18 protein-coding genes are annotated in these 17,185 nt (G+C 65.6%); 1 reads left to right on the top strand and 17 read right to left on the bottom strand.

Going from position 1 to position 17,185, the window contains the following annotated elements; genetic code table 11:
- The first annotated feature begins 110 nt into the window (after positions 1 to 110).
- Positions 111 to 2,345 (top strand): coiled-coil domain-containing protein, encoded by a 2,235-nt coding sequence (locus G7078_RS05060; protein ID WP_166093644.1) that lies wholly within the window; start codon positions 111 to 113, stop codon positions 2,343 to 2,345.
- Here the strand turns inward: G7078_RS05060 and G7078_RS05055 are convergent.
- From G7078_RS05055 to G7078_RS04980, 17 genes are all read right to left on the bottom strand, one after another.
- The gene (locus G7078_RS05055) at positions 2,342 to 2,602 is read right to left on the bottom strand and encodes a DUF1467 family protein (RefSeq protein ID WP_166093642.1); all 261 of its coding nucleotides are present in this window, start codon (positions 2,600 to 2,602) and stop codon (positions 2,342 to 2,344) included. The genes G7078_RS05060 and G7078_RS05055 overlap by 4 nt on opposite strands.
- Entirely contained in the window at positions 2,599 to 4,242 is a 1,644-nt protein-coding gene (locus G7078_RS05050; RefSeq protein WP_166093641.1) for a ribonuclease J, read from the bottom strand. Before G7078_RS05050 ends, G7078_RS05055 begins: the two co-directional genes overlap by 4 nt.
- On the bottom strand, positions 4,239 to 5,024 hold the full coding sequence (locus tag G7078_RS05045; protein ID WP_166093639.1) for a type III pantothenate kinase: 786 nt from the start codon (positions 5,022 to 5,024) through the stop codon (positions 4,239 to 4,241). The genes G7078_RS05050 and G7078_RS05045 overlap by 4 nt, the downstream gene beginning before the upstream one ends.
- 82 nt (positions 5,025 to 5,106) lie before the next feature.
- Positions 5,107 to 5,784 carry a biotin--[acetyl-CoA-carboxylase] ligase gene (locus tag G7078_RS05040; RefSeq protein ID WP_246166529.1) on the bottom strand — a complete coding sequence of 226 codons (678 nt, stop codon included), beginning with the start codon at positions 5,782 to 5,784 and terminating at the stop codon, positions 5,107 to 5,109.
- A gap of 11 nt (positions 5,785 to 5,795) precedes the next feature.
- Positions 5,796 to 7,232 (bottom strand): NADH-quinone oxidoreductase subunit NuoN, encoded by a 1,437-nt coding sequence (gene nuoN / locus G7078_RS05035; RefSeq protein ID WP_166093637.1) that lies wholly within the window; start codon positions 7,230 to 7,232, stop codon positions 5,796 to 5,798.
- Complete coding sequence (locus G7078_RS05030) at positions 7,232 to 8,758, bottom strand: NADH-quinone oxidoreductase subunit M (protein ID WP_166093635.1); 1,527 nt, start codon at positions 8,756 to 8,758, stop codon at positions 7,232 to 7,234. Before G7078_RS05030 ends, nuoN begins: the two co-directional genes overlap by 1 nt.
- Positions 8,755 to 10,785 (bottom strand): NADH-quinone oxidoreductase subunit L, encoded by a 2,031-nt coding sequence (gene nuoL / locus G7078_RS05025; protein WP_166093633.1) that lies wholly within the window; start codon positions 10,783 to 10,785, stop codon positions 8,755 to 8,757. Before nuoL ends, G7078_RS05030 begins: the two co-directional genes overlap by 4 nt.
- Positions 10,785 to 11,090, bottom strand: coding sequence for an NADH-quinone oxidoreductase subunit NuoK (gene nuoK, locus G7078_RS05020; protein WP_166093630.1), 306 nt, complete (start codon positions 11,088 to 11,090; stop codon positions 10,785 to 10,787). Before nuoK ends, nuoL begins: the two co-directional genes overlap by 1 nt.
- Positions 11,087 to 11,695, bottom strand: coding sequence for an NADH-quinone oxidoreductase subunit J (locus G7078_RS05015; RefSeq protein ID WP_166093628.1), 609 nt, complete (start codon positions 11,693 to 11,695; stop codon positions 11,087 to 11,089). Before G7078_RS05015 ends, nuoK begins: the two co-directional genes overlap by 4 nt.
- A 24-nt stretch (positions 11,696 to 11,719) precedes the next feature.
- Positions 11,720 to 12,202: an NADH-quinone oxidoreductase subunit NuoI gene (gene nuoI / locus G7078_RS05010; protein ID WP_166093626.1), complete on the bottom strand. Its 483-nt coding sequence runs from the start codon at positions 12,200 to 12,202 to the stop codon at positions 11,720 to 11,722.
- Positions 12,199 to 13,257, bottom strand: coding sequence for an NADH-quinone oxidoreductase subunit NuoH (nuoH, locus tag G7078_RS05005; protein ID WP_166093623.1), 1,059 nt, complete (start codon positions 13,255 to 13,257; stop codon positions 12,199 to 12,201). The genes nuoI and nuoH overlap by 4 nt, the downstream gene beginning before the upstream one ends.
- Positions 13,254 to 15,266, bottom strand: a complete 2,013-nt coding sequence (nuoG, locus tag G7078_RS05000) for an NADH-quinone oxidoreductase subunit NuoG (protein WP_166093621.1) — start codon at positions 15,264 to 15,266, stop codon at positions 13,254 to 13,256. Before nuoG ends, nuoH begins: the two co-directional genes overlap by 4 nt.
- Positions 15,266 to 15,439: a hypothetical protein gene (locus G7078_RS04995; RefSeq protein ID WP_166093619.1), complete on the bottom strand. Its 174-nt coding sequence runs from the start codon at positions 15,437 to 15,439 to the stop codon at positions 15,266 to 15,268. Before G7078_RS04995 ends, nuoG begins: the two co-directional genes overlap by 1 nt.
- Positions 15,439 to 15,570 carry a hypothetical protein gene (locus G7078_RS10995; RefSeq protein WP_281346923.1) on the bottom strand — a complete coding sequence of 44 codons (132 nt, stop codon included), beginning with the start codon at positions 15,568 to 15,570 and terminating at the stop codon, positions 15,439 to 15,441. Before G7078_RS10995 ends, G7078_RS04995 begins: the two co-directional genes overlap by 1 nt.
- Positions 15,567 to 16,877, bottom strand: coding sequence for an NADH-quinone oxidoreductase subunit NuoF (nuoF, locus tag G7078_RS04990; RefSeq protein WP_166093617.1), 1,311 nt, complete (start codon positions 16,875 to 16,877; stop codon positions 15,567 to 15,569). The genes G7078_RS10995 and nuoF overlap by 4 nt, the downstream gene beginning before the upstream one ends.
- Positions 16,874 to 17,014 carry a hypothetical protein gene (locus G7078_RS04985; protein WP_166093614.1) on the bottom strand — a complete coding sequence of 47 codons (141 nt, stop codon included), beginning with the start codon at positions 17,012 to 17,014 and terminating at the stop codon, positions 16,874 to 16,876. Before G7078_RS04985 ends, nuoF begins: the two co-directional genes overlap by 4 nt.
- Complete coding sequence (locus G7078_RS04980) at positions 17,014 to 17,151, bottom strand: hypothetical protein (RefSeq protein ID WP_166093612.1); 138 nt, start codon at positions 17,149 to 17,151, stop codon at positions 17,014 to 17,016. Before G7078_RS04980 ends, G7078_RS04985 begins: the two co-directional genes overlap by 1 nt.
- Positions 17,152 to 17,185: the final 34 nt, after the last annotated feature.

Here is a 17,185-nt window from a genome sequence, read left to right as displayed (position 1 = left end):
CACGTTCTAATCGCTTTCGCGCGCGGTCAAAGGTGGTAAACTGCACGACCATGATTAACCCGCAGCCGCACGCGCCGTCCGAGCCCCCTCTCCGCGAGGAGCCAATGCCGATGGGCGAGAGCCTGGACGAAGGCTTCGACACCCTGCGCTGGGACGAGAGCCGGGCGGAAGGCGACCTCCATGGCGCCGGCGGGCGGGCCGTGCTTGGCTGGGCATTGTCGCTACTCGCCGCCTTGTGGATCGGTTACACCGCCTGGTCGGCGGGCCGGGCGCTTGCCCGCGAGGCGCTGACGTCGCCAGCTATCGCCCAATGGGTCGCGGTCGCGGCCGGCCCACTGGCGCTGCTGGGCCTTGTCTGGCTGATGTTCGGCCGGACCCGCCGCAAGGAAGCGGAGCGGTTCACCCGTTCGGTCGTGGCAATGCGGGCCGAGGCGCGCTCGCTCGAAGGGCTGCTCGGCGTCCTCTCGCAGCGGATTGGCGACAGCCGCAGCGAGCTGAGCGCGATGGCCGAAAACCTGATGCGCCTTGGCGACGAGACGACGGCGCGGCTTGGCGCCACCAGCGGCGAACTGGGCGCACGCACCGAGAAACTGGCGCAGCAGGCAATACTGTTCGACCGCGCCGCCGAATCGGCCCGCAACGACCTGGCCGTGATGCTCGAGGATTTGCCGCGCGCCGAGCAGCATTTCCGTTCGATGTCGGATGAGCTGCGCGCCTGCGGCACCGAAACCGCCGGCCGCGCCGCCGATTTCTCGGAGCAAGTGACCGCGATCGGCGCGCGAACGCGGGAAGCCGACGAGATCGTCGCCGCCGCCGCCCAACGGATGGTCGCGCATCTCACCCATATCGAAAGCGCCGGCGCCGCGGCGGCCGCGCAGGTCGGCGATGCCGAGTCGCGCTTTACCGCCGCCGTCGATGCCTTGCTCGAGCGGACAGCGGACTCGCTGGCGCAGATCCGCACCGGCATCGATTCGCAAAGCGCGGCCGTATCGGCGCTGGTGGCGCAAGCTTCCGCCGGCTTCGGCCGGGCCGGGGTCGAAGCGTCGCAGGCGCTGGGAAGCAACCTCAATGCCGCGAACAGCGCGCTTGAAACCCTGTCCGCGCAGGTTGCCGAGCAGGAACGCACGTCGCAGCGCATGGTCGCCGGCATCGACCTGGCGCTTGGCGACCTGGAGCAGCGCTTTGCCGCCCTCAGCGAGAGCGGCGACGAGCGGGCCAGCCGTTTCGTCAAGGCACTGGGCCGATCGCGGATCGAGCTCGAGGGCCTCGCCCAGGCGGCCGAGGGGCAGGACCAGACGATCTCCTTGCTCGTCGATCGCACGGACGCGCTGCGCAGCGGCATCGACCGGCTGTGCGCGAACGTGCGCGACGAACTTGGTGGAGCGCTTGGCGGCGCCTTGGGCGATGCCGACCGGCTTGCGGAATCGACCGGGCGCTTACGCCCCGAAGTCGAATGGCTGCGCGACGCCAGCCGCGAAGCGAGCGAGCGGATCGTCGCGGGCGCCGACGGCATCGGCGAGCAGCAGGACCGGCTTTCGGCGTTGCTCGCGCATCTGGACGAAGGCACTGGCACCGCGGAGGACCGGCTGGCGGCATTGTCGCAAGCGATCCAAGAGGCGCACGCACAGGCCGAAACCTTCGGCGCGGAGACGGGGCCTGGGCTGGTCACGGCGATGGTGCAGATCAAGGAAGCCGCTGCCCACGCTGCCGAGCGGGCGCGCGAAGCGATTGCAAGCGTCATCCCGCAAAGCGCCGAAGCGCTGTCCGACGCCACGCGAACGGCGCTGGAACGGGTGATCGCCGACACGATCCAGGAGCGGCTGCGCGAAGTCGAGGGGATTGCGGCGGGTGCGGTCGAGTCGGCCCGCAACGCGACGGAGCGGCTGACCCAACAGATGCTGACGCTTGGCCAGAGCGCCAACGCGCTGGAGCAGCACCTGGAACGCGAACGCGAGTCGGACCGTGAGAAGGCCAGCGAGGACTTTGCCCGGCGCGTGTCGCTACTGATCGATTCCATGCACTCGGCATCGATCGACGTCGGCAAGATCCTGTCCGACGAAGTCGATGAAAAAGCCTGGGATTCCTACCTGAAGGGCAATCGCGGAATCTTCACCCGCCGCGCGGTCCGGCTACTCGACGGTGGCGAAAGCCGGGCGATCCGGTCGCATTACGAAGGCGACGGTGAGTTCCAGCAGTCGGTCAACCGCTACGTCCACGACTTCGAATCGATGCTTCGGCGGGTGCTTGCGGAGCGCGACGGCGGGATGATCGCGGTCACGCTCATGTCCTCGGACATGGGCAAGCTCTATGCCGCCCTCGCCCAGGCCATCGACCGCCGCCGTTAGTTGTAGAAGTCGAGGTCGTCGGCGGTGATCCAGCCGTTGACGTAGTTGGCGTAGTAAAGCGCCATCAGCACCGCGGCGAGCAGCAATGCGCGGACCAGGTGCTTCCCGAGTTCGAACCGATGCGGGGCGCTGTCGGCCTGTCCGGCGACCAGCGAATTGCCCACTTCCTCATCGGTCTTCACCCCGAACGGCAGCAGGATGAAGGCGCTGGCGACGAAGAACAGAAAGTAGATCGCAACGATCGACGTCCACTTCACCGGCGGCCGACCCTGACGATCGAAACCTCGACCAGCGGTTTCTTGCCCGTCCACGCGGTGGCGCAGCGGCGCACGGCAAGCCGGACCGCTTCGCGCACTTGCTCCTCGCCCTTGCCGCTGTCGAAGGCGCGCGTGGCGGAATCGGTTGCATCGGCAATGAAATCGTCGCGGTCCTCTTCGACCGGAACGCCGAACGGGCGCACGTGCGGTTCGCCGGCAAGCTTGCCGTCGCCGCCGACAGGAAGCACGACGGTGACTAGCCCGCTCAAGCTGATCCGCCGCCGTTCGTTGATCGTGCCACCGTCGGCGGGGAGGATGACGTCGCCGTCGAGAACCAGGCGGCCGACGCGCGCTTCGCCGACCTTCTTGGGCTCGCCGGGCGCGAGACGAATGACGTCGCCGTTCTGCTGGATGACGCTTTTGGGCACGCCGTTGGCCACCGCGAAACGGGCGTGTTCGTTAAGGTGACGAGCCTCGCCGTGCACGGGCACGATGATTTGCGGGCGCATCCAGCCGTACATTGCGGCAAGTTCGGGCCGGCCGGGATGGCCCGACACGTGGACATGTTCCTGGCGTTCGGTGACGATCCGCACGCCGAGGTCCGACAGGTCGTTCATCACCTTGCCGATGCCGATTTCGTTGCCGGGAATGATCTTCGACGAGAAGATCACCGTGTCGCCCGCCGCCAGCTTGAGGTCGTGATTGCCCGCCGCAATCCGGCCCAGGGCCGCGCGCGGCTCCCCCTGCCCGCCGGTCGCGACGATCAGCACTTCGCTGCGCGGCAGGCGCATTGCCTCGTCGAAGGAGAGCGGACGGGGGAAATCGAGCAGGTAGCCGGTCGCCTGCGCGACGCTGAGGATACGGTCGAGCGAACGCCCGGCGACACAGACCTGGCGTCCCGTTTCAAGCGCGACTTCGCCGATCGTCTTCAGCCGGGCGGCGTTGGAAGCGAAGGTGGTGACGAGCACGCGCCCGCGCGCCTTTTCGACCGCTTCGCGAAGCCCGACGTGCACCCCCGCTTCGGACCCGGACGGTTCCTCCTGGAAGACGTTGGTGGAATCGCAGACCAAGGCAAGGATGCCCTTGTCGCCAATGCTGCTTAGCACTTCCGCGCTCGATGGATTGCCAAGCACCGGGGTCTCGTCGAGCTTCCAGTCGCCGGTGTGGAACACTCGCCCGTGAGCAGTTTCGATCAGCAGTCCGTTGCCCTCTGGAATGGAGTGAGCGAGCGCGACGAAGCGTACCTTGAACGGACCGACTTCGATGCTTCCGTCGCGGTCGATGACGTGCAGCGGAACCTTGCCGGTCAGCCCCTCCTCTTCGAGCTTGCGGGCAATCAGCGCGGCGGTGAACGGGGTCGCGTAAAGCGGTACCTTGAGGTCGTGCGCGAGGTAGGGAAGCGCGCCGATATGGTCCTCATGCCCATGGGTCAGGACGATTCCCGCCAGCCGGTCCTGCTGCTTCTCGATGAACTCGAGCTCCGGCAGGATCAGGTCGATTCCGGGATAATATGGGTCGGCGAAGGTGAGGCCGAGATCGACCATCAGCCATTGCCCCTGCGTACCGTACAGGTTGACGTTCATGCCGATCTCGCCCGAACCGCCGAGGGCGCAGAACAGCAGCTCTTCTCCAGGAATCATGTTTGGTTTGCTATCCGTTGATGGAGCAGGCTCAATCCCTGGACGGTCAGGTCGGGCTCAATCGCGTCGAAGGCGTCGCTGTGCTTGTCGAACAAGTTGGCGAGGCCACCGGTGGCAATGACCTTCACCGGCTGCGCGATCTGGGCCTTCACCCGGTCGAGCAGGCCTTCGATCATCGCCACATAGCCCCAGTAGATGCCGACCAGCATCTGACTTTCGGTAGTTCGGCCGATGACGCTCATGTTCCCATCCGGCGCGGCGATCGCGATCCGGGGCAGCTTGGCAGCCGCGTTGACCAGCGCGTCGAGCGACAGGTTGATGCCCGGAGCGATGATCCCGCCCTTGTAGGCGCCGCCGGCGTCGCCGACGTCGAACGTCGTGGCGGTGCCGAAATCGACGATGATTATGTCGCCGGGATATTTGGCGTGGGCGGCGATGATGTTGAGCGCTCGGTCGGCGCCGACGCTGTGCGGTTCATCCACATCGAGCTGGATCGGCCAGCCTGCCCTGCCCCTGCCGGCGACCATCGGCTCGACGCCGAAATACTTGCTGGCCAGCACTTCGAGGTTGTGGAGCGCGCGCGGCACAACGGTGCCGATCATCACCGCATCGACGTCGGCCTTGGTAAAGCCTTCGATCTCCAGCAGCTGGTATAGCCAGACGGCATATTCGTCGGCGGTGCGGCGCGGGTCGCTGGCGATGCGCCAGCGCGTCTTGATCTCCCCGCCGTCGACAAGCGCGAAGACGACGTTGGTGTTACCGGCATCGACCGCGAGCAGCATTGCGCCCCACTAGCGGTGCAACTTGACCTTGGCGAGTGGCGAGGCTTCAACCGCCGCGGGGGAAGCCATGGGCATCCCCGTTCTAGCTTAGGCTGACGTCGGCCGCGTGAATGGCGCGGACGCTGCCGTCCGCCAGGCGCAGGCGCAAGGTGCCGTCGGGATCGATGCCGTCGAAACGGCCCTCGATCGCCTCCGCCTCCTCCGAATGAACCTTCAATTCCGTGCCGACCGGGTGGGCGCGGGCGAGCCAGGCGCAGGCAAAAGCATCCGGCGCGGTCGCGCGCCACAAGCCGAGCATCTTGGCCATGCTGCCGGCCAGCAGCGGCGCGAAGGCCTGCGGGGTAATGCGCCCGTCCAGATGATCGACCCTGCGGTCCGGAAGCGCGGGCGCGGCGGCAAGGTTGACGCCGATGCCGACGATCACCCGGTCGCCGGAACGCTCCAGCAGTATGCCGGCGAACTTGGCGCCGTTGAGCAGCAGGTCATTGGGCCACTTGAGCATGGTGGCAGCGCCGGGCGCCGCTACGTCCACCGCCTCGACCAAGGCGAGGCTTGCGACCAGGGACAGGGACTGGGGCGCCGGGTCGCCCGGCTTGAGCTCGACGACGGTGCTGCCGAAGAAGTTGCCCGGCTGGGCTACCCAGCTTCGCCCCTGGCGGCCACGGCCGGAGTCCTGCGCCAGCGCGACCAGCCAGTCGCCTTCGCGGCTATTGGAGTCGGCGAGGAGGTCCGCGTTGGTCGAGCCGGTCCGCTCGACGATTCGGATTCGGCTCAGAAGAGCGACCCCGCGGCGCGAGCGGTCAGATCGTTGAGCGGCCCGATCAGCAGGTAGCCAAGCGGCGAAACGGCAACCGCCGCGATGAACATCAGCGCGCCTTCCAGCGGAGCGCGCACCCGCGGCATCGTGCCGGCCGGATCGTCGAAATAGAGGATCTTGACTATGCGCAGGTAATAATAAGCGCCGACGACGGTGCCGACGATCCCGGCGACAGCAAGCGCCAACAGCCCGGCGTCAACCGCGGCATTGAACACCACCAGCTTGGCCCAGAAGCCGAACAGCGGCGGGATCCCGGCGAGGCTGAACATGAAGACGGCAAGCGCGGCGGCGAAAGCGGGCCGGGTTTGCGACAGGCCCGACAGGCTGGCGAGATCCTCGACCGATTCGCCGTCCGGGCCGCGCATCCACAACACGCAGATGAACGCGCCGATCGTCATCACGACATAGACCGCCATGTAGAACAAGACCGATGCCGCACCCGCCTGTCCGCCGGCGGCAAGGCCGATCAGCGCGAAGCCGACGTTGTTGATCGACGAATAGGCAAGCAGCCGCTTGATGTTGGTCTGACCATAGGCGGCAACGGCGCCGAGGAAGATGGAGGCGAGCGCCGCGAAGATGATGATCTGCCGCCACGCATCGATGGCCGGCCCGAGGCCTTCGAGGCAGACGCGAACGCCGAGCAGGATCGCGGCAATCTTCGGCGCGGTCGCAAAGTAAGCGGTGACCGGCGTCGGCGCGCCTTCGTAGACGTCGGGCGTCCACATGTGGAACGGCACCGCGCTGGCCTTGAACGCGATGCCCGCGAGCAGAAAGACCAGGCCGAACAGCAATCCGAGCGACGGCGTGCCCTCCCGCGCGAAGGCCGCAGAAAGGCCGGCGAAGCTCATCGTGCCGGTAAAGCCGTAGAGCAGCGAAATGCCGTAAAGCAGGATGCCGCTGGCAAGCGCGCCGAGCACGAAATATTTAAGGCCCGCTTCGGCCGAGCGGTCGTCGGTGCGGCGGTAGGACGCGAGCACGTAACTCGACAGGCTCAACAGCTCGAGCCCGACATAGAGCGTGATCAGGTTGGTTGCCGACACCATGACGGCGGCGCCGACGGAGCTGAACAGGATCAGCACCGGATATTCGCTGCCGTGCTCGGCGCCGCGCTCGAACCAACCGTGGGCGAGCAGGATGGCAATGGCCGCGGCCGGGAACATCAGCGCCTTGCCAAACGACCCGAACCAGTCGGCCGACATCAGCCCGCCGAAGATCGGGCCGGTGGTGGACGGCGCGCCGATCAGCGCGACGGTGGCCGCGATGAGCAAGGCAACCGCCGCCCAGCTGATCGCGCCGGCGCCCTTCCGCCCGGCGAAAGCGGCGGCCATCATCAGCACGATCCCGCCGATGGCGAGGATCGCTTCGGGCAAAATCGGAGCCAAATAATCCATTAGTGGTGCGCCTCCCCATGCGCGGGCGCGGGCGCTCCCTTGCCGGCGGTCGGGTTGGCGTCACCCTTGGGCGTTGCCGGCTCCAGCCGCTCGAGCAGGCGGCCCACATCGGCGCGCATTGGGCGCATGAAGCTTTCCGGATAGACGCCCATCCACAACACACCGGCCGCGATCGGCGCCAGCAGCCACCATTCGCGCGCGGACAGGTCGACCATCTGCGCCGCCTCCGCAGTGCGCGCGGCGCCGAAAGCGATGCGCCAGTAAAGGTAGAGCATGTAGACGGCGCCGAGGATGATGCCGGTAGTGGCGACGATCGCTGCCCAAGTGGACATTTCGAACGTGCCCATCAGGCTCAGGAATTCGCCGACGAAACCGCTGGTGCCGGGAAGCCCGACGCTGGCCATCGTGAACAGCATGAACAGCAGGGCATAGCCGGGCATGTTGTTCGACAGCCCGCCATATTGCGCGATCTCGCGGGTGTGCAGGCGGTCGTAGATGACGCCGACGCACAGGAAGAGCGCGCCCGAGACGAGGCCGTGGCTGAGCATCACGATCAGCGCGCCCTCGATCCCCTGCCGGTTCAGCGCGAACAGGCCGAAGGTGACGAACGCCATGTGGGCGACCGAGGAATAAGCGATCAGCTTCTTCATGTCGCGCTGCACCAGCGCCACCAGCGAGGTGTAGACGATGGCGATGCCCGACAGGATGAAGACCAACGGAATGAACTGCGCCGAAGCGTCCGGGAACATCGGCAGCGAGAAGCGGACGAAGCCGTAGCCGCCCATCTTCAGGAGCACGCCGGCGAGGATCACCGACCCGGCGGTCGGCGCCTGCACGTGCGCGTCGGGCAGCCAGGTGTGGACCGGCCACATTGGCATCTTGACCGCAAAGCTGGCGAAGAAGGCGAGCCATAGCCACTGCTGCACCTCCGGCGGGAAATCATAGGCCATCAGCGCCGGGATGTTCGTCGTGCCCGCGGTGGTCGCCATGTAGATCATTGCGATCAGCATCAGCACCGAGCCGAGCAGCGTGTAGAGGAAGAACTTGTAGCTGGCCTTGATCCGCTCGGCCCCGCCCCAGATGCCGATGATCAGATACATCGGGATCAGGCCGCCTTCGAAGAAGATGTAGAACAGGAACAGGTCCTGGGCCGCGAAGACGCCGATCATCAGCGCTTCCATCAGCAGGAAGGCCGACATGTATTCGGGCACGCGCCGCTCGATCGCGCGCCAGCTGGCGCCGATGCAGATGGGCATCAGGAATACGCTGAGCATGATCAGCATCAGCGCAATGCCGTCGATGCCGAGCGCCCAGCTGATGCCACCGCCAAGGTCCGCGGCTTCGACGAACTGCCATTGCGCTCGGTCGGGGTTGAAGCCGACCCACATGGCGATGCCAAGAGCGAAATCGATCAGCGTCGCGGCCAGCGCCAGCCAGCGGGCCGTGCTGGCATTGACGAACAGGCAGATGAGCGCCGCGATCATCGGCACTGCGATCAGCAGGGACAGTATTGGCAAGCCGGTCATTGCGCCCACCAGATTGCCCAGCTCGCCGCGCCGATGAGGCCGAGCAGCATCACCAGCGCGTAGCTGTAGAGGTAGCCGGACTGGAGCCGGGTCGTGAACCGATTGCCGACGCCAACCGCATAAGCCGCGCCGTGCGGCCCAAAGCGGTCGATCGTCTGCTCGTCACCGCGCTTCCAGAACAGGCCGCCGAGCCAGACCGCGGGCCGGACGAAGACCCGGTCGTACAACTCGTCGAAATACCATTTGTTGAGCACGAAGCGATGGACCGCGGGCATGGTTCGGACGAAGCCGGCGGCGGCGTCCGGACGGCGGATGTAGTTGTTCCAGGCGATCAGCAGCCCGGCGAGCATGGCCACCGTAGCGGTGAATTTCACCCACAGCGGCGCCTCGTGCATCGCGTGGGCCAGATGCTCGTCGAACGCGACGCTCCCGTTCCAGAATTCGGCCGATTCCAGGAAATAGTGGCTGAAGACGAAGCCGGCCGCGATCGCGCCGAGCGCGAGAAGCCCAAGCGGGATGAGCATCGACAGCGGGCTTTCGTGCGGGTGATAGCCGGCGGTGCCTTCGGGCGGCATCCCCTTGGCGTGAGAGCTGTCGCCATGCTCTTCCGACGGGTGATCGTGATCGCCATGGACCGCGTGCTGGATATGCTCCGACGAGGCCCAGCGGGCCTTGCCGAAGAAGGTCAGGAAGATCAGGCGCCACGAATAGAAACTGGTCAGCAGCGCCGCTACCCCACCGAGGAAGAAGGCCACGCCGCCTGCCACGCTGCCACTGGCGAAGGCGCTCTCGAGGATCGCATCCTTGGAGTGATAGCCGGCGAAGCCGACGCCGAAGATTCCGACGCCGGTGATCGCCAACGTGCCCATCACCATCACCCAGAAAGTGAACGGAATCTCCTTACGCAGGGCGCCGTAGTAACGCATGTCCTGTTCGTGGTGCATCGCGTGGATCACCGAGCCCGCGCCGAGGAACAGCAACGCCTTGAAGAAGGCGTGGGTGAACAGGTGGAACATCGCCGCGCCGTAAGCGCCGACTCCGGCGGCGAAGAACATGTAGCCGAGCTGCGACATCGTCGAATAAGCGATGACGCGCTTGATGTCGTTCTGGGCCGTACCGATGGTGGCGGCGACAAAGCAGGTGATCGCGCCGACGTAGGTAACGACGTTGAGCGCCGCCTGGCTGACCTCGAACATCGGCGACAAGCGGCAGACCATAAAGACGCCGGCGGTGACCATCGTCGCGGCGTGGATCAGCGCGCTGACCGGGGTCGGGCCTTCCATTGCGTCCGGCAACCAGGTGTGGAGGCCAAGCTGCGCCGACTTGCCGCAAGCCCCGACGAACAGAAGCAGGCAGAGCAAGGTCATCGTGTCGATGTGCATGCCGGCAAAACCGATGGTCGAGCCGGCCATTCCGGGCGCCGCGGCCAGGATTGCCGGGATCGAGACGGTGCCGAACACGAGGAAGGTGCCGAAGATGCCCAGGCTGAAGCCGAAGTCGCCAACGCGATTGACGACGAAGGCCTTCATCGCCGCCGCGTTGGCGGTGGGCTTGTGATACCAGAAGCCGATCAGCAGGTAGGACGCGAGGCCGACCCCTTCCCAGCCGAAGAACATCTGCACGAGGTTGTCGGCGGTCACCAGCATCAGCATCGCGAAGGTGAACAGCGACAGGTAAGCGAAGAATCGCGGCTGGCTCGGGTCCTCCTCCATATACCCCCAGCTGTAGAGGTGGACGAGGCTGGAGACGGTGGTGACGACGACGAGCATGACCGCCGTCAGCGTGTCCACGCGCAGCGACCATTGCACCTGCAGGTCGCCCGAATTGATCCACTGCAGCACCGGTTCGACCCAGCCGCCATGGTAATCGCCGGACAGGAATCCGAGGAAGATCGGCCAGCTCAGCGCGCAGGAAACGAAAAGCGCACCCGTGGTGACGACCTTGGCCGGAACGTTGCCAATCCAGCGCCCGCCAAGGCCGGCGACGATGGCCGCGATCAGCGGCAGGAAGACGATCAGCTGGATCATCAGCCGTGCATCCGGCTGGCGAGATCGACGGCGATAGAGCCGCGGCGGCGGAAGAAGATGACGAGGATGGCAAGGCCGATAGCGGCTTCAGCGGCGGCGACGGTCAGGACGAACATTGCCATCACCTGGCCGGTGAGGTCGCCAAGGTAGGCGCTGAACGCAACCAGGTTGATGTTCACCGCCAGCAGGATCAGCTCGATCGCCATCAGCATCAGGATGACGTTGCGGCGGTTGAGGAAGATGCCGAGCACGCCCAGCACGAACAGGATCGCGGCAACGGTGAGATAGTGGACCAGGCCGATCACAGCTTCATCCCTTCGCCCACGCCGGGATTGAGGTTCTTCACCGCTTCGCCGGGAACGCGCGATATCTGCTTGGACGGCTTTTGCCCGCGCGTGTCGCCGCGGCTTCGGTGCGTGAGGACGATGGCGCCGATCATCGCCACCAGCAGGATCAGGCCGGCAAGTTCGAACGGCAACAGGTAGCGGCTGTAAAGGAGCTCGCCGAAAGCGATGATGTTCGGTTGCACTTCGGCTGCCGGCGGCGCCGCACCGCTCAAGATCGGTCCCGCCTTCCAAGCGTTCACCGCAATGACGATTTCCGCAAGCAGGACGAGCGCGACCAGAAGCCCCAGCGGCAGGTTGCGGGTGAAGCCGGAGCGAAGCTGCCCGAAATCGACGTTCAGCATCATCACCACGAACAGGAACAGCACCGCGACCGCGCCGACGTAGACGATCACGAGGAGCATCGCGATGAACTCCGCCCCGACCAGCAGCATCAGCCCGGCCGCGTTGAAGAAGGCGACGATCAGCCACAGCACCGAATGCACCGGGTTACGCGCGAAAATGACGCAGATCGCCGAAGCGATGGTCACGGTCGCGAACAGGTAAAAGGCGATGAGTGCTATCAAGTGGGGGTCCCGGTTGCGGCGCGCTTATCGGTAGGGTGCATCGGCGGCAAGGTTGGCGGCGATCGCCTGTTCCCAGCGGTCGCCGTTGGCCAGCAGTTTCGCCTTGTCGTAAAGCAATTCTTCCCGCGTTTCGGTCGCGAATTCCAGGTTCGGGCCTTCGACGATGGCATCCACCGGGCAGGCTTCGGCGCACAGCCCGCAGTAAATGCACTTCACCATGTCGATATCGTAGCGGGTGGTGCGGCGGCTGCCGTCCTCGCGCGGTTCAGATTCGATGGTGATGGCCAGCGCCGGGCAGATCGCCTCGCACAACTTGCAGGCGATGCAGCGCTCTTCGCCGTTCGGGTAACGGCGCAGCGCATGCTCGCCGCGGAAGCGCGGGCTCTGCGGCGCCTTCTCATACGGGTAATTGATCGTCGCCTTGGGCTTGAAGAAATACTTCAGCGTCAGCCAGTGCGCCTTCACCAGCTCCCAGAGGGTGAACGACTTGATCCAGTGCGCGATCATGCGGCGGCTCCATAACGGGTCAGCATCAGCCAGCCGGACACAAGGACGACAAAAACCAGGCTCAAGGGCAGGAAGATCTTCCAGCCGAGCCGCATCAGCTGGTCGTAACGGTACCTGGGCACCGTCGCTCGGACCCAGCTGAAGATGAAGAAGAAGATGCTCATCTTCAGGAACAGCCAGAGGATGCCGGGGATATCGAACCAGGGGATGAGGTCGATGTTGAGCGGCGGCAACCATCCGCCCCAGAATAGAATGGCGTTGAGCGCGCACATCAGGATGACGTTGCCATATTCGCCAAGCCAGAAGAGCGCGAAGCTCATCGAGCTATATTCCGTCTGGAACCCGGCGACGAGCTCGCTCTCCGCCTCGGTGAGGTCGAACGGCGTGCGGAAGGTCTCGGCCATCGAACTGATCAGGAACACGACCGCCATCGGGAACAGCAAGGGGTTGAAGCCGAAGCCGTTGAGCAGGCCGAAGATGTGCCCCGTTTGCGCCAGTACGATCCCGCTCATGTTGAACGTCCCGGCGTAGAGCACGACGCAGATCAGGACGAAGCCGATCGAAACCTCGTAACTGACCATCTGCGCTGCGGCACGGAGCGCCGAGTAGAACGGGTATTTGGAGTTGGATGCCCAGCCGGCGACGATCACGCCGTAAACGCCCAGCGACGAAGCCGCGAGGACGTAGAGCAGCCCGACGTTGATATCGGCCAGGACGACCCCCGGTGCGAACGGGATCACCGCCCAGACGATCAACGCTGTCGTGAAGGCGACGATCGGCGCGATCAGGAACAGGCCCTTGTTCGCGGCTGAGGGGACGATGGTTTCCTTCAGGAACACCTTCAGGCCGTCGGCGAAGCTTTGCAGAAGGCCCCACGGACCGACCACGTTCGGACCACGGCGAAGCGCGATCGCGGCCCAGATCTTGCGGTCGGCATAGATGATCATCGCTACCGCCAGCATCAGCGGCAGGGCGATGACGAGGATGCCAATGATCGTGGCGAGGAACCACGACCATTCGTAGGTCATTCCCCACTGTTGGAACTGTGCGGTCACTCCGCAGCCTCCAGCGCTGGGGCGCGGCCGTGCAGCACTTCGGCCGAGCAGATGTGCATGGTCGGGCTGGCGCGGCAGATCGCGTTGGTCAGGTAGAAATCGGCAATCGGGTAGCCGACCGGGCCCGAAGCCTTCGCATCGAGCTTCGGCGGCGACCAGTCGAGCTTGAGCAGCCCTTCGGTGGTAAGCTCGGGATGGTCGGCGACCATCGCCTGCCGCAATTGCCCGAAGGTATCGAACGGCAGCGGCTGGCCGGCCAGTTCGGAAACCGCGCGGAAGATCGACCAATCCTCGCGCGCTTCGCCGGGCGGGAATGCCGCCTTCTCGCCGCGCTGAACCCGGCCTTCCAGGTTGACGTAGGTGCCGTGCTTTTCGGAGTAAGCGGCGCCCGGAAGCACGAGGTCGGCCGAGGCCGCGCCCTTGTCGCCGTGGTGGCCGATGTAAACCTTGAAGCTGCCCGGGATTCGGGTCGCCGCAATTTCGTCGGCGCCGAGCAGGATGGCGAGCTTAGGCTGCGCAGCCTCGATATCGGCGAGCCCGCGCGGCTGCGCGAAGCCGAGGATGATCCCCGCCATCCGCGACGCGGCGGTGTGGATGACGTTGAAGCCGTTCCAGCCGTCTTTGATCAGCCCGAGCGGTTCGACCAGCGCCAGGGCAGCGCCGAAACCGCCTGCGGCCAGCGCACCCGGCCCGACGATGACCGCCGGCCGCTCGGCACTCGAAAAGGCTTCCGTCACCGCCTTGGGCAGCTTGCCGAGCAGCTTGAGGTCGTCGCCCAGCCATTCGGCCTTGAGCGCGAGATCGACTTCCGGCCCAATGGCGAAAATCTTGCCGCCCTTGCGCGCCACCTTGCGCAGGCGCGTATTGACCAGCGGCGCCTCCCAGCGCGGATTGCTCCCGACCAGCAGGACCACGTCCGCATGTTCGATTCCGGCGATGGTCGAGTTGAAAGCGACCGAGGCGAGGTTCGACACGTCATAGTCGAGACCGGTCTGCCGCCCTTCCAGCAAGGTCGAGCCCTGCTGGGCGAGCAGCGCCTTGGCAGCATACATCGTCTCGGCGTCGAGCAGGTCGCCGGCAATCGCCGCGACGCTCGGACCCGCCGCCTTCAGCTTCTTGGCGAACAACTGCAGCGCTTCGGTCCAGTTCGCTTCGCGAAGCTTGCCCTTTTCGCGCACCCAGGGGCGGTCGAGCCGGTTGCGGACGAGCGCGTCGACATGGTGGCGCGTCTTGTCGCTGATCCATTCCTCGTTGACGTCGTCGTGGACGCGCGGGAGGATCCGCATCACCTGCCGCTGGCGAACGTCGATGCGGATGTTCGATCCAACCGCGTCCATCACGTCAATGCCGGGTACGCGCCGCAGCTCCCACGGCCGCATTTCGAAGATTTGCGGCTTCTGCAGCAGCGCGCCGACCGGGCAGACGTCGGCAAGGTTGCCGGCAAGCTCAGACGACACGGTCTTTTCCAGATAGGTCGTGATCTGCGAATCTTCGCCGCGATAGAGCATCCCGATTTCCGGCACGCCGGCGACTTCCTCGGCAAAGCGGACGCAGCGCGTGCACTGGATGCAGCGGGTCATCGACGTCTTGATGACCGGGCCCATGTACTTGTCGTCGATCGCCCGCTTGTTCTCGTCGAAGCGGGAGAAGCTGCGGCCGTAGGCCATCGCCTGGTCCTGCAGGTCGCATTCCCCGCCCTGGTCGCAGATTGGGCAGTCGAGCGGGTGGTTGATGAGCAGGAACTCCATCACCCCTTCGCGCGCCTTCTTGACCATCGCGGTGTCGGTGCGGATCGCCTGGCCGTCGGCCGCGGGCAGCGCGCACGACGCCTGCGGCTTGGGCGGCCCCGGCGCGACCTCGACCAGGCACATGCGGCAATTGCCGGCGATGCTCAGCCGTTCATGGTAGCAGAAGCGCGGTATCTCCTTGCCCGCAAGCTCGCACGCCTGCAGCACGGTCGCGCCTTGCGGAACCTCCAGCTCAACGCCGTCGACGGTGACCTTAGGCATTAGCGACGCGCTCCCGGAACCTGATCTTCGCGCTCAATCTCTCCGATCGCTTCTTCGTCGCGCATCGCCAGCTTCGCATTTTCGCGGCGGGACACGCGTGCGGAAACGGCGAACAGCGGCAGCGCCAGGATCAGCGCGAACACCAGCAGGATGAGGGCAAGGCCGCCGTACATCACCCGCGATCCTCGGTATCTTCGTCTTCGCGGCGATGCTCGATCGTCGTCACGCGCGGGCCGCTGCGCTGCATCGAGATGATGACGATGGCGATGATGGCGACGATGCCAATGGCGAGAATGAGCTTCATTCCGCCGCCTCCAGCATCGTCCGGCCGGCGCGTTCGGCGATACGGCGTTCGATTTCGGGGCGGAAATGCTTGATCAGGCCCTGGATCGGCCAGGCGGCGGCGTCGCCCAGCGCGCAGATGGTGTGGCCTTCGACCTGCTTGGTGACGTCGAGCAGCTTGTCGATGGTCGCCGGGGTGGCGTCCCCGTCGCGCAGCCGCTCCATCGTCCGCCACATCCAGCCGGTGCCTTCGCGGCACGGCGTGCACTGGCCGCAGCTTTCATGCTTGTAGAAGTAGCTGATGCGGCTGATCGCGCGGACGATGTCGGTCGACTTGTCCATGACGATGACCGCCGCGGTGCCAAGGCCGGAGCCGAGCGCCTTCAAGCCGTCGAAGTCCATCGGCGCGTCCATAATCTCATGCGCGGGCACCAGCGGCACCGACGATCCGCCCGGAATCACCGCCAGCAGATTGTCCCAGCCGCCGCGGATGCCGCCGCCATGGCGGTCGATCAGCTCGCGGAAGCTGATGCTCATCGTCTCCTCGACCACGCACGGCGTGTTGATGTGGCCCGACAGCTGGAACAGCTTCGTGCCTTCGTTCTTCTCGCGCCCGAAGCCCTTGAACCAGGCTGCGCCGCGGCGAAGGATGGTCGGCACGACGGCGATGGATTCAACGTTGTTGACCGTGGTCGGGCATCCGTAGAGGCCGGCGCCCGCCGGGAACGGCGGTTTCAGCCGGGGCCAGCCCTTCTTGCCTTCCAGGCTGTTGAGCATCGCCGTTTCTTCGCCGCAGATGTAGGCGCCCGCGCCCCGGTGGACGAACAGGTCGAAATCGTAGCCCGAGCCAGCCGCATTCTTGCCCAGCAGGCCGGCGTCATAGGCCTCGGCCACCGCCTTCGACAGCGCCTCCGCCTCGCGGATGAACTCGCCGCGGATGTAGATGTAGCAGGCCCGCGCCCGCATCGCGAAGCTGGCGATCAGCGCGCCTTCGATCAGCTTGTGCGGGTCGTGGCGGATGATTTCCCGGTCCTTGCACGACCCGGGCTCAGACTCGTCGGCGTTGATGACCAGGAAGTTGGGTTTTCCGGGCTTGGGCTCCTTGGGCATGAAGCCCCACTTCATGCCGGTCGGGAAGCCCGCGCCGCCACGGCCGCGAAGCCCGCTTTCCTTGACGATGTCAATGATCGCGTCCTGGCCAAGCGCCATCAGCGCCTTGGTATTGTCCCAGTCGCCGCGCTGCTGCGCCGCCTTCAGCCCGGCGGACTGATAGCCGTAGACGTTGGTGAAGATGCGATCCTTGTCGCTGAGCGGCCCGGTGTAGCTCATCCGCCGAACCCGCCGGTCAGGAACAGGACCGCCGCGACGACGATGACCGCGAGCACGGCGAACTTGATCATCCCGCTGATGAACTTCAGCGCGATGAAGCCGAGCACGACGGCGACGATGATCGCAAGCGCGTCCATCAGCGCAGCTTCTTCGCGACGAAGCCGACCGCGGCGATGACAATGACCGCGAGCAGCGCAAACTTCACGACCCCAACCACGACCTTGAGGACGAGGAAGGCGAGCAGCGCGAGGACGATGATTCCGACGATCGTCATCGATCACTCCTGAAACGGGTATGGTAGGACTTCA

It is taken from the genome of Sphingomonas sinipercae (assembly GCF_011302055.1).
GTDB lineage: Bacteria > Pseudomonadota > Alphaproteobacteria > Sphingomonadales > Sphingomonadaceae > Sphingomicrobium > Sphingomicrobium sinipercae.
The sequence above is the reverse complement of the archived record's forward strand: the minus strand, read 5'-3'. Positions and strand labels throughout refer to the sequence as shown.

What these genes read in the sequence shown, in the direction of transcription:
- G7078_RS05060 (WP_166093644.1), top strand. Translation starts at nt 111, where the DNA reads ATGGGCGAGAGCCTGGACGAAGGCTTCGACACCCTGCGCTGGGACGAG.
- G7078_RS05050 (WP_166093641.1), bottom strand. Translation starts at nt 4,242, where the DNA reads ATGATTCCTGGAGAAGAGCTGCTGTTCTGCGCCCTCGGCGGTTCGGGC.
- G7078_RS05045 (WP_166093639.1), bottom strand. Translation starts at nt 5,024, where the DNA reads ATGCTGCTCGCGGTCGATGCCGGTAACACCAACGTCGTCTTCGCGCTT.
- nuoN (WP_166093637.1), bottom strand. Translation starts at nt 7,232, where the DNA reads ATGGATTATTTGGCTCCGATTTTGCCCGAAGCGATCCTCGCCATCGGC.
- G7078_RS05030 (WP_166093635.1), bottom strand. Translation starts at nt 8,758, where the DNA reads ATGACCGGCTTGCCAATACTGTCCCTGCTGATCGCAGTGCCGATGATC.
- nuoL (WP_166093633.1), bottom strand. Translation starts at nt 10,785, where the DNA reads ATGATCCAGCTGATCGTCTTCCTGCCGCTGATCGCGGCCATCGTCGCC.
- nuoI (WP_166093626.1), bottom strand. Translation starts at nt 12,202, where the DNA reads ATGATCGCGCACTGGATCAAGTCGTTCACCCTCTGGGAGCTGGTGAAG.
- nuoG (WP_166093621.1), bottom strand. Translation starts at nt 15,266, where the DNA reads ATGCCTAAGGTCACCGTCGACGGCGTTGAGCTGGAGGTTCCGCAAGGC.
- G7078_RS04995 (WP_166093619.1), bottom strand. Translation starts at nt 15,439, where the DNA reads ATGTACGGCGGCCTTGCCCTCATCCTGCTGGTGTTCGCGCTGATCCTG.
- G7078_RS10995 (WP_281346923.1), bottom strand. Translation starts at nt 15,570, where the DNA reads ATGAAGCTCATTCTCGCCATTGGCATCGTCGCCATCATCGCCATCGTC.
- nuoF (WP_166093617.1), bottom strand. Translation starts at nt 16,877, where the DNA reads ATGAGCTACACCGGGCCGCTCAGCGACAAGGATCGCATCTTCACCAAC.
- G7078_RS04985 (WP_166093614.1), bottom strand. Translation starts at nt 17,014, where the DNA reads ATGGACGCGCTTGCGATCATCGTCGCCGTCGTGCTCGGCTTCATCGCG.
- G7078_RS04980 (WP_166093612.1), bottom strand. Translation starts at nt 17,151, where the DNA reads ATGACGATCGTCGGAATCATCGTCCTCGCGCTGCTCGCCTTCCTCGTC.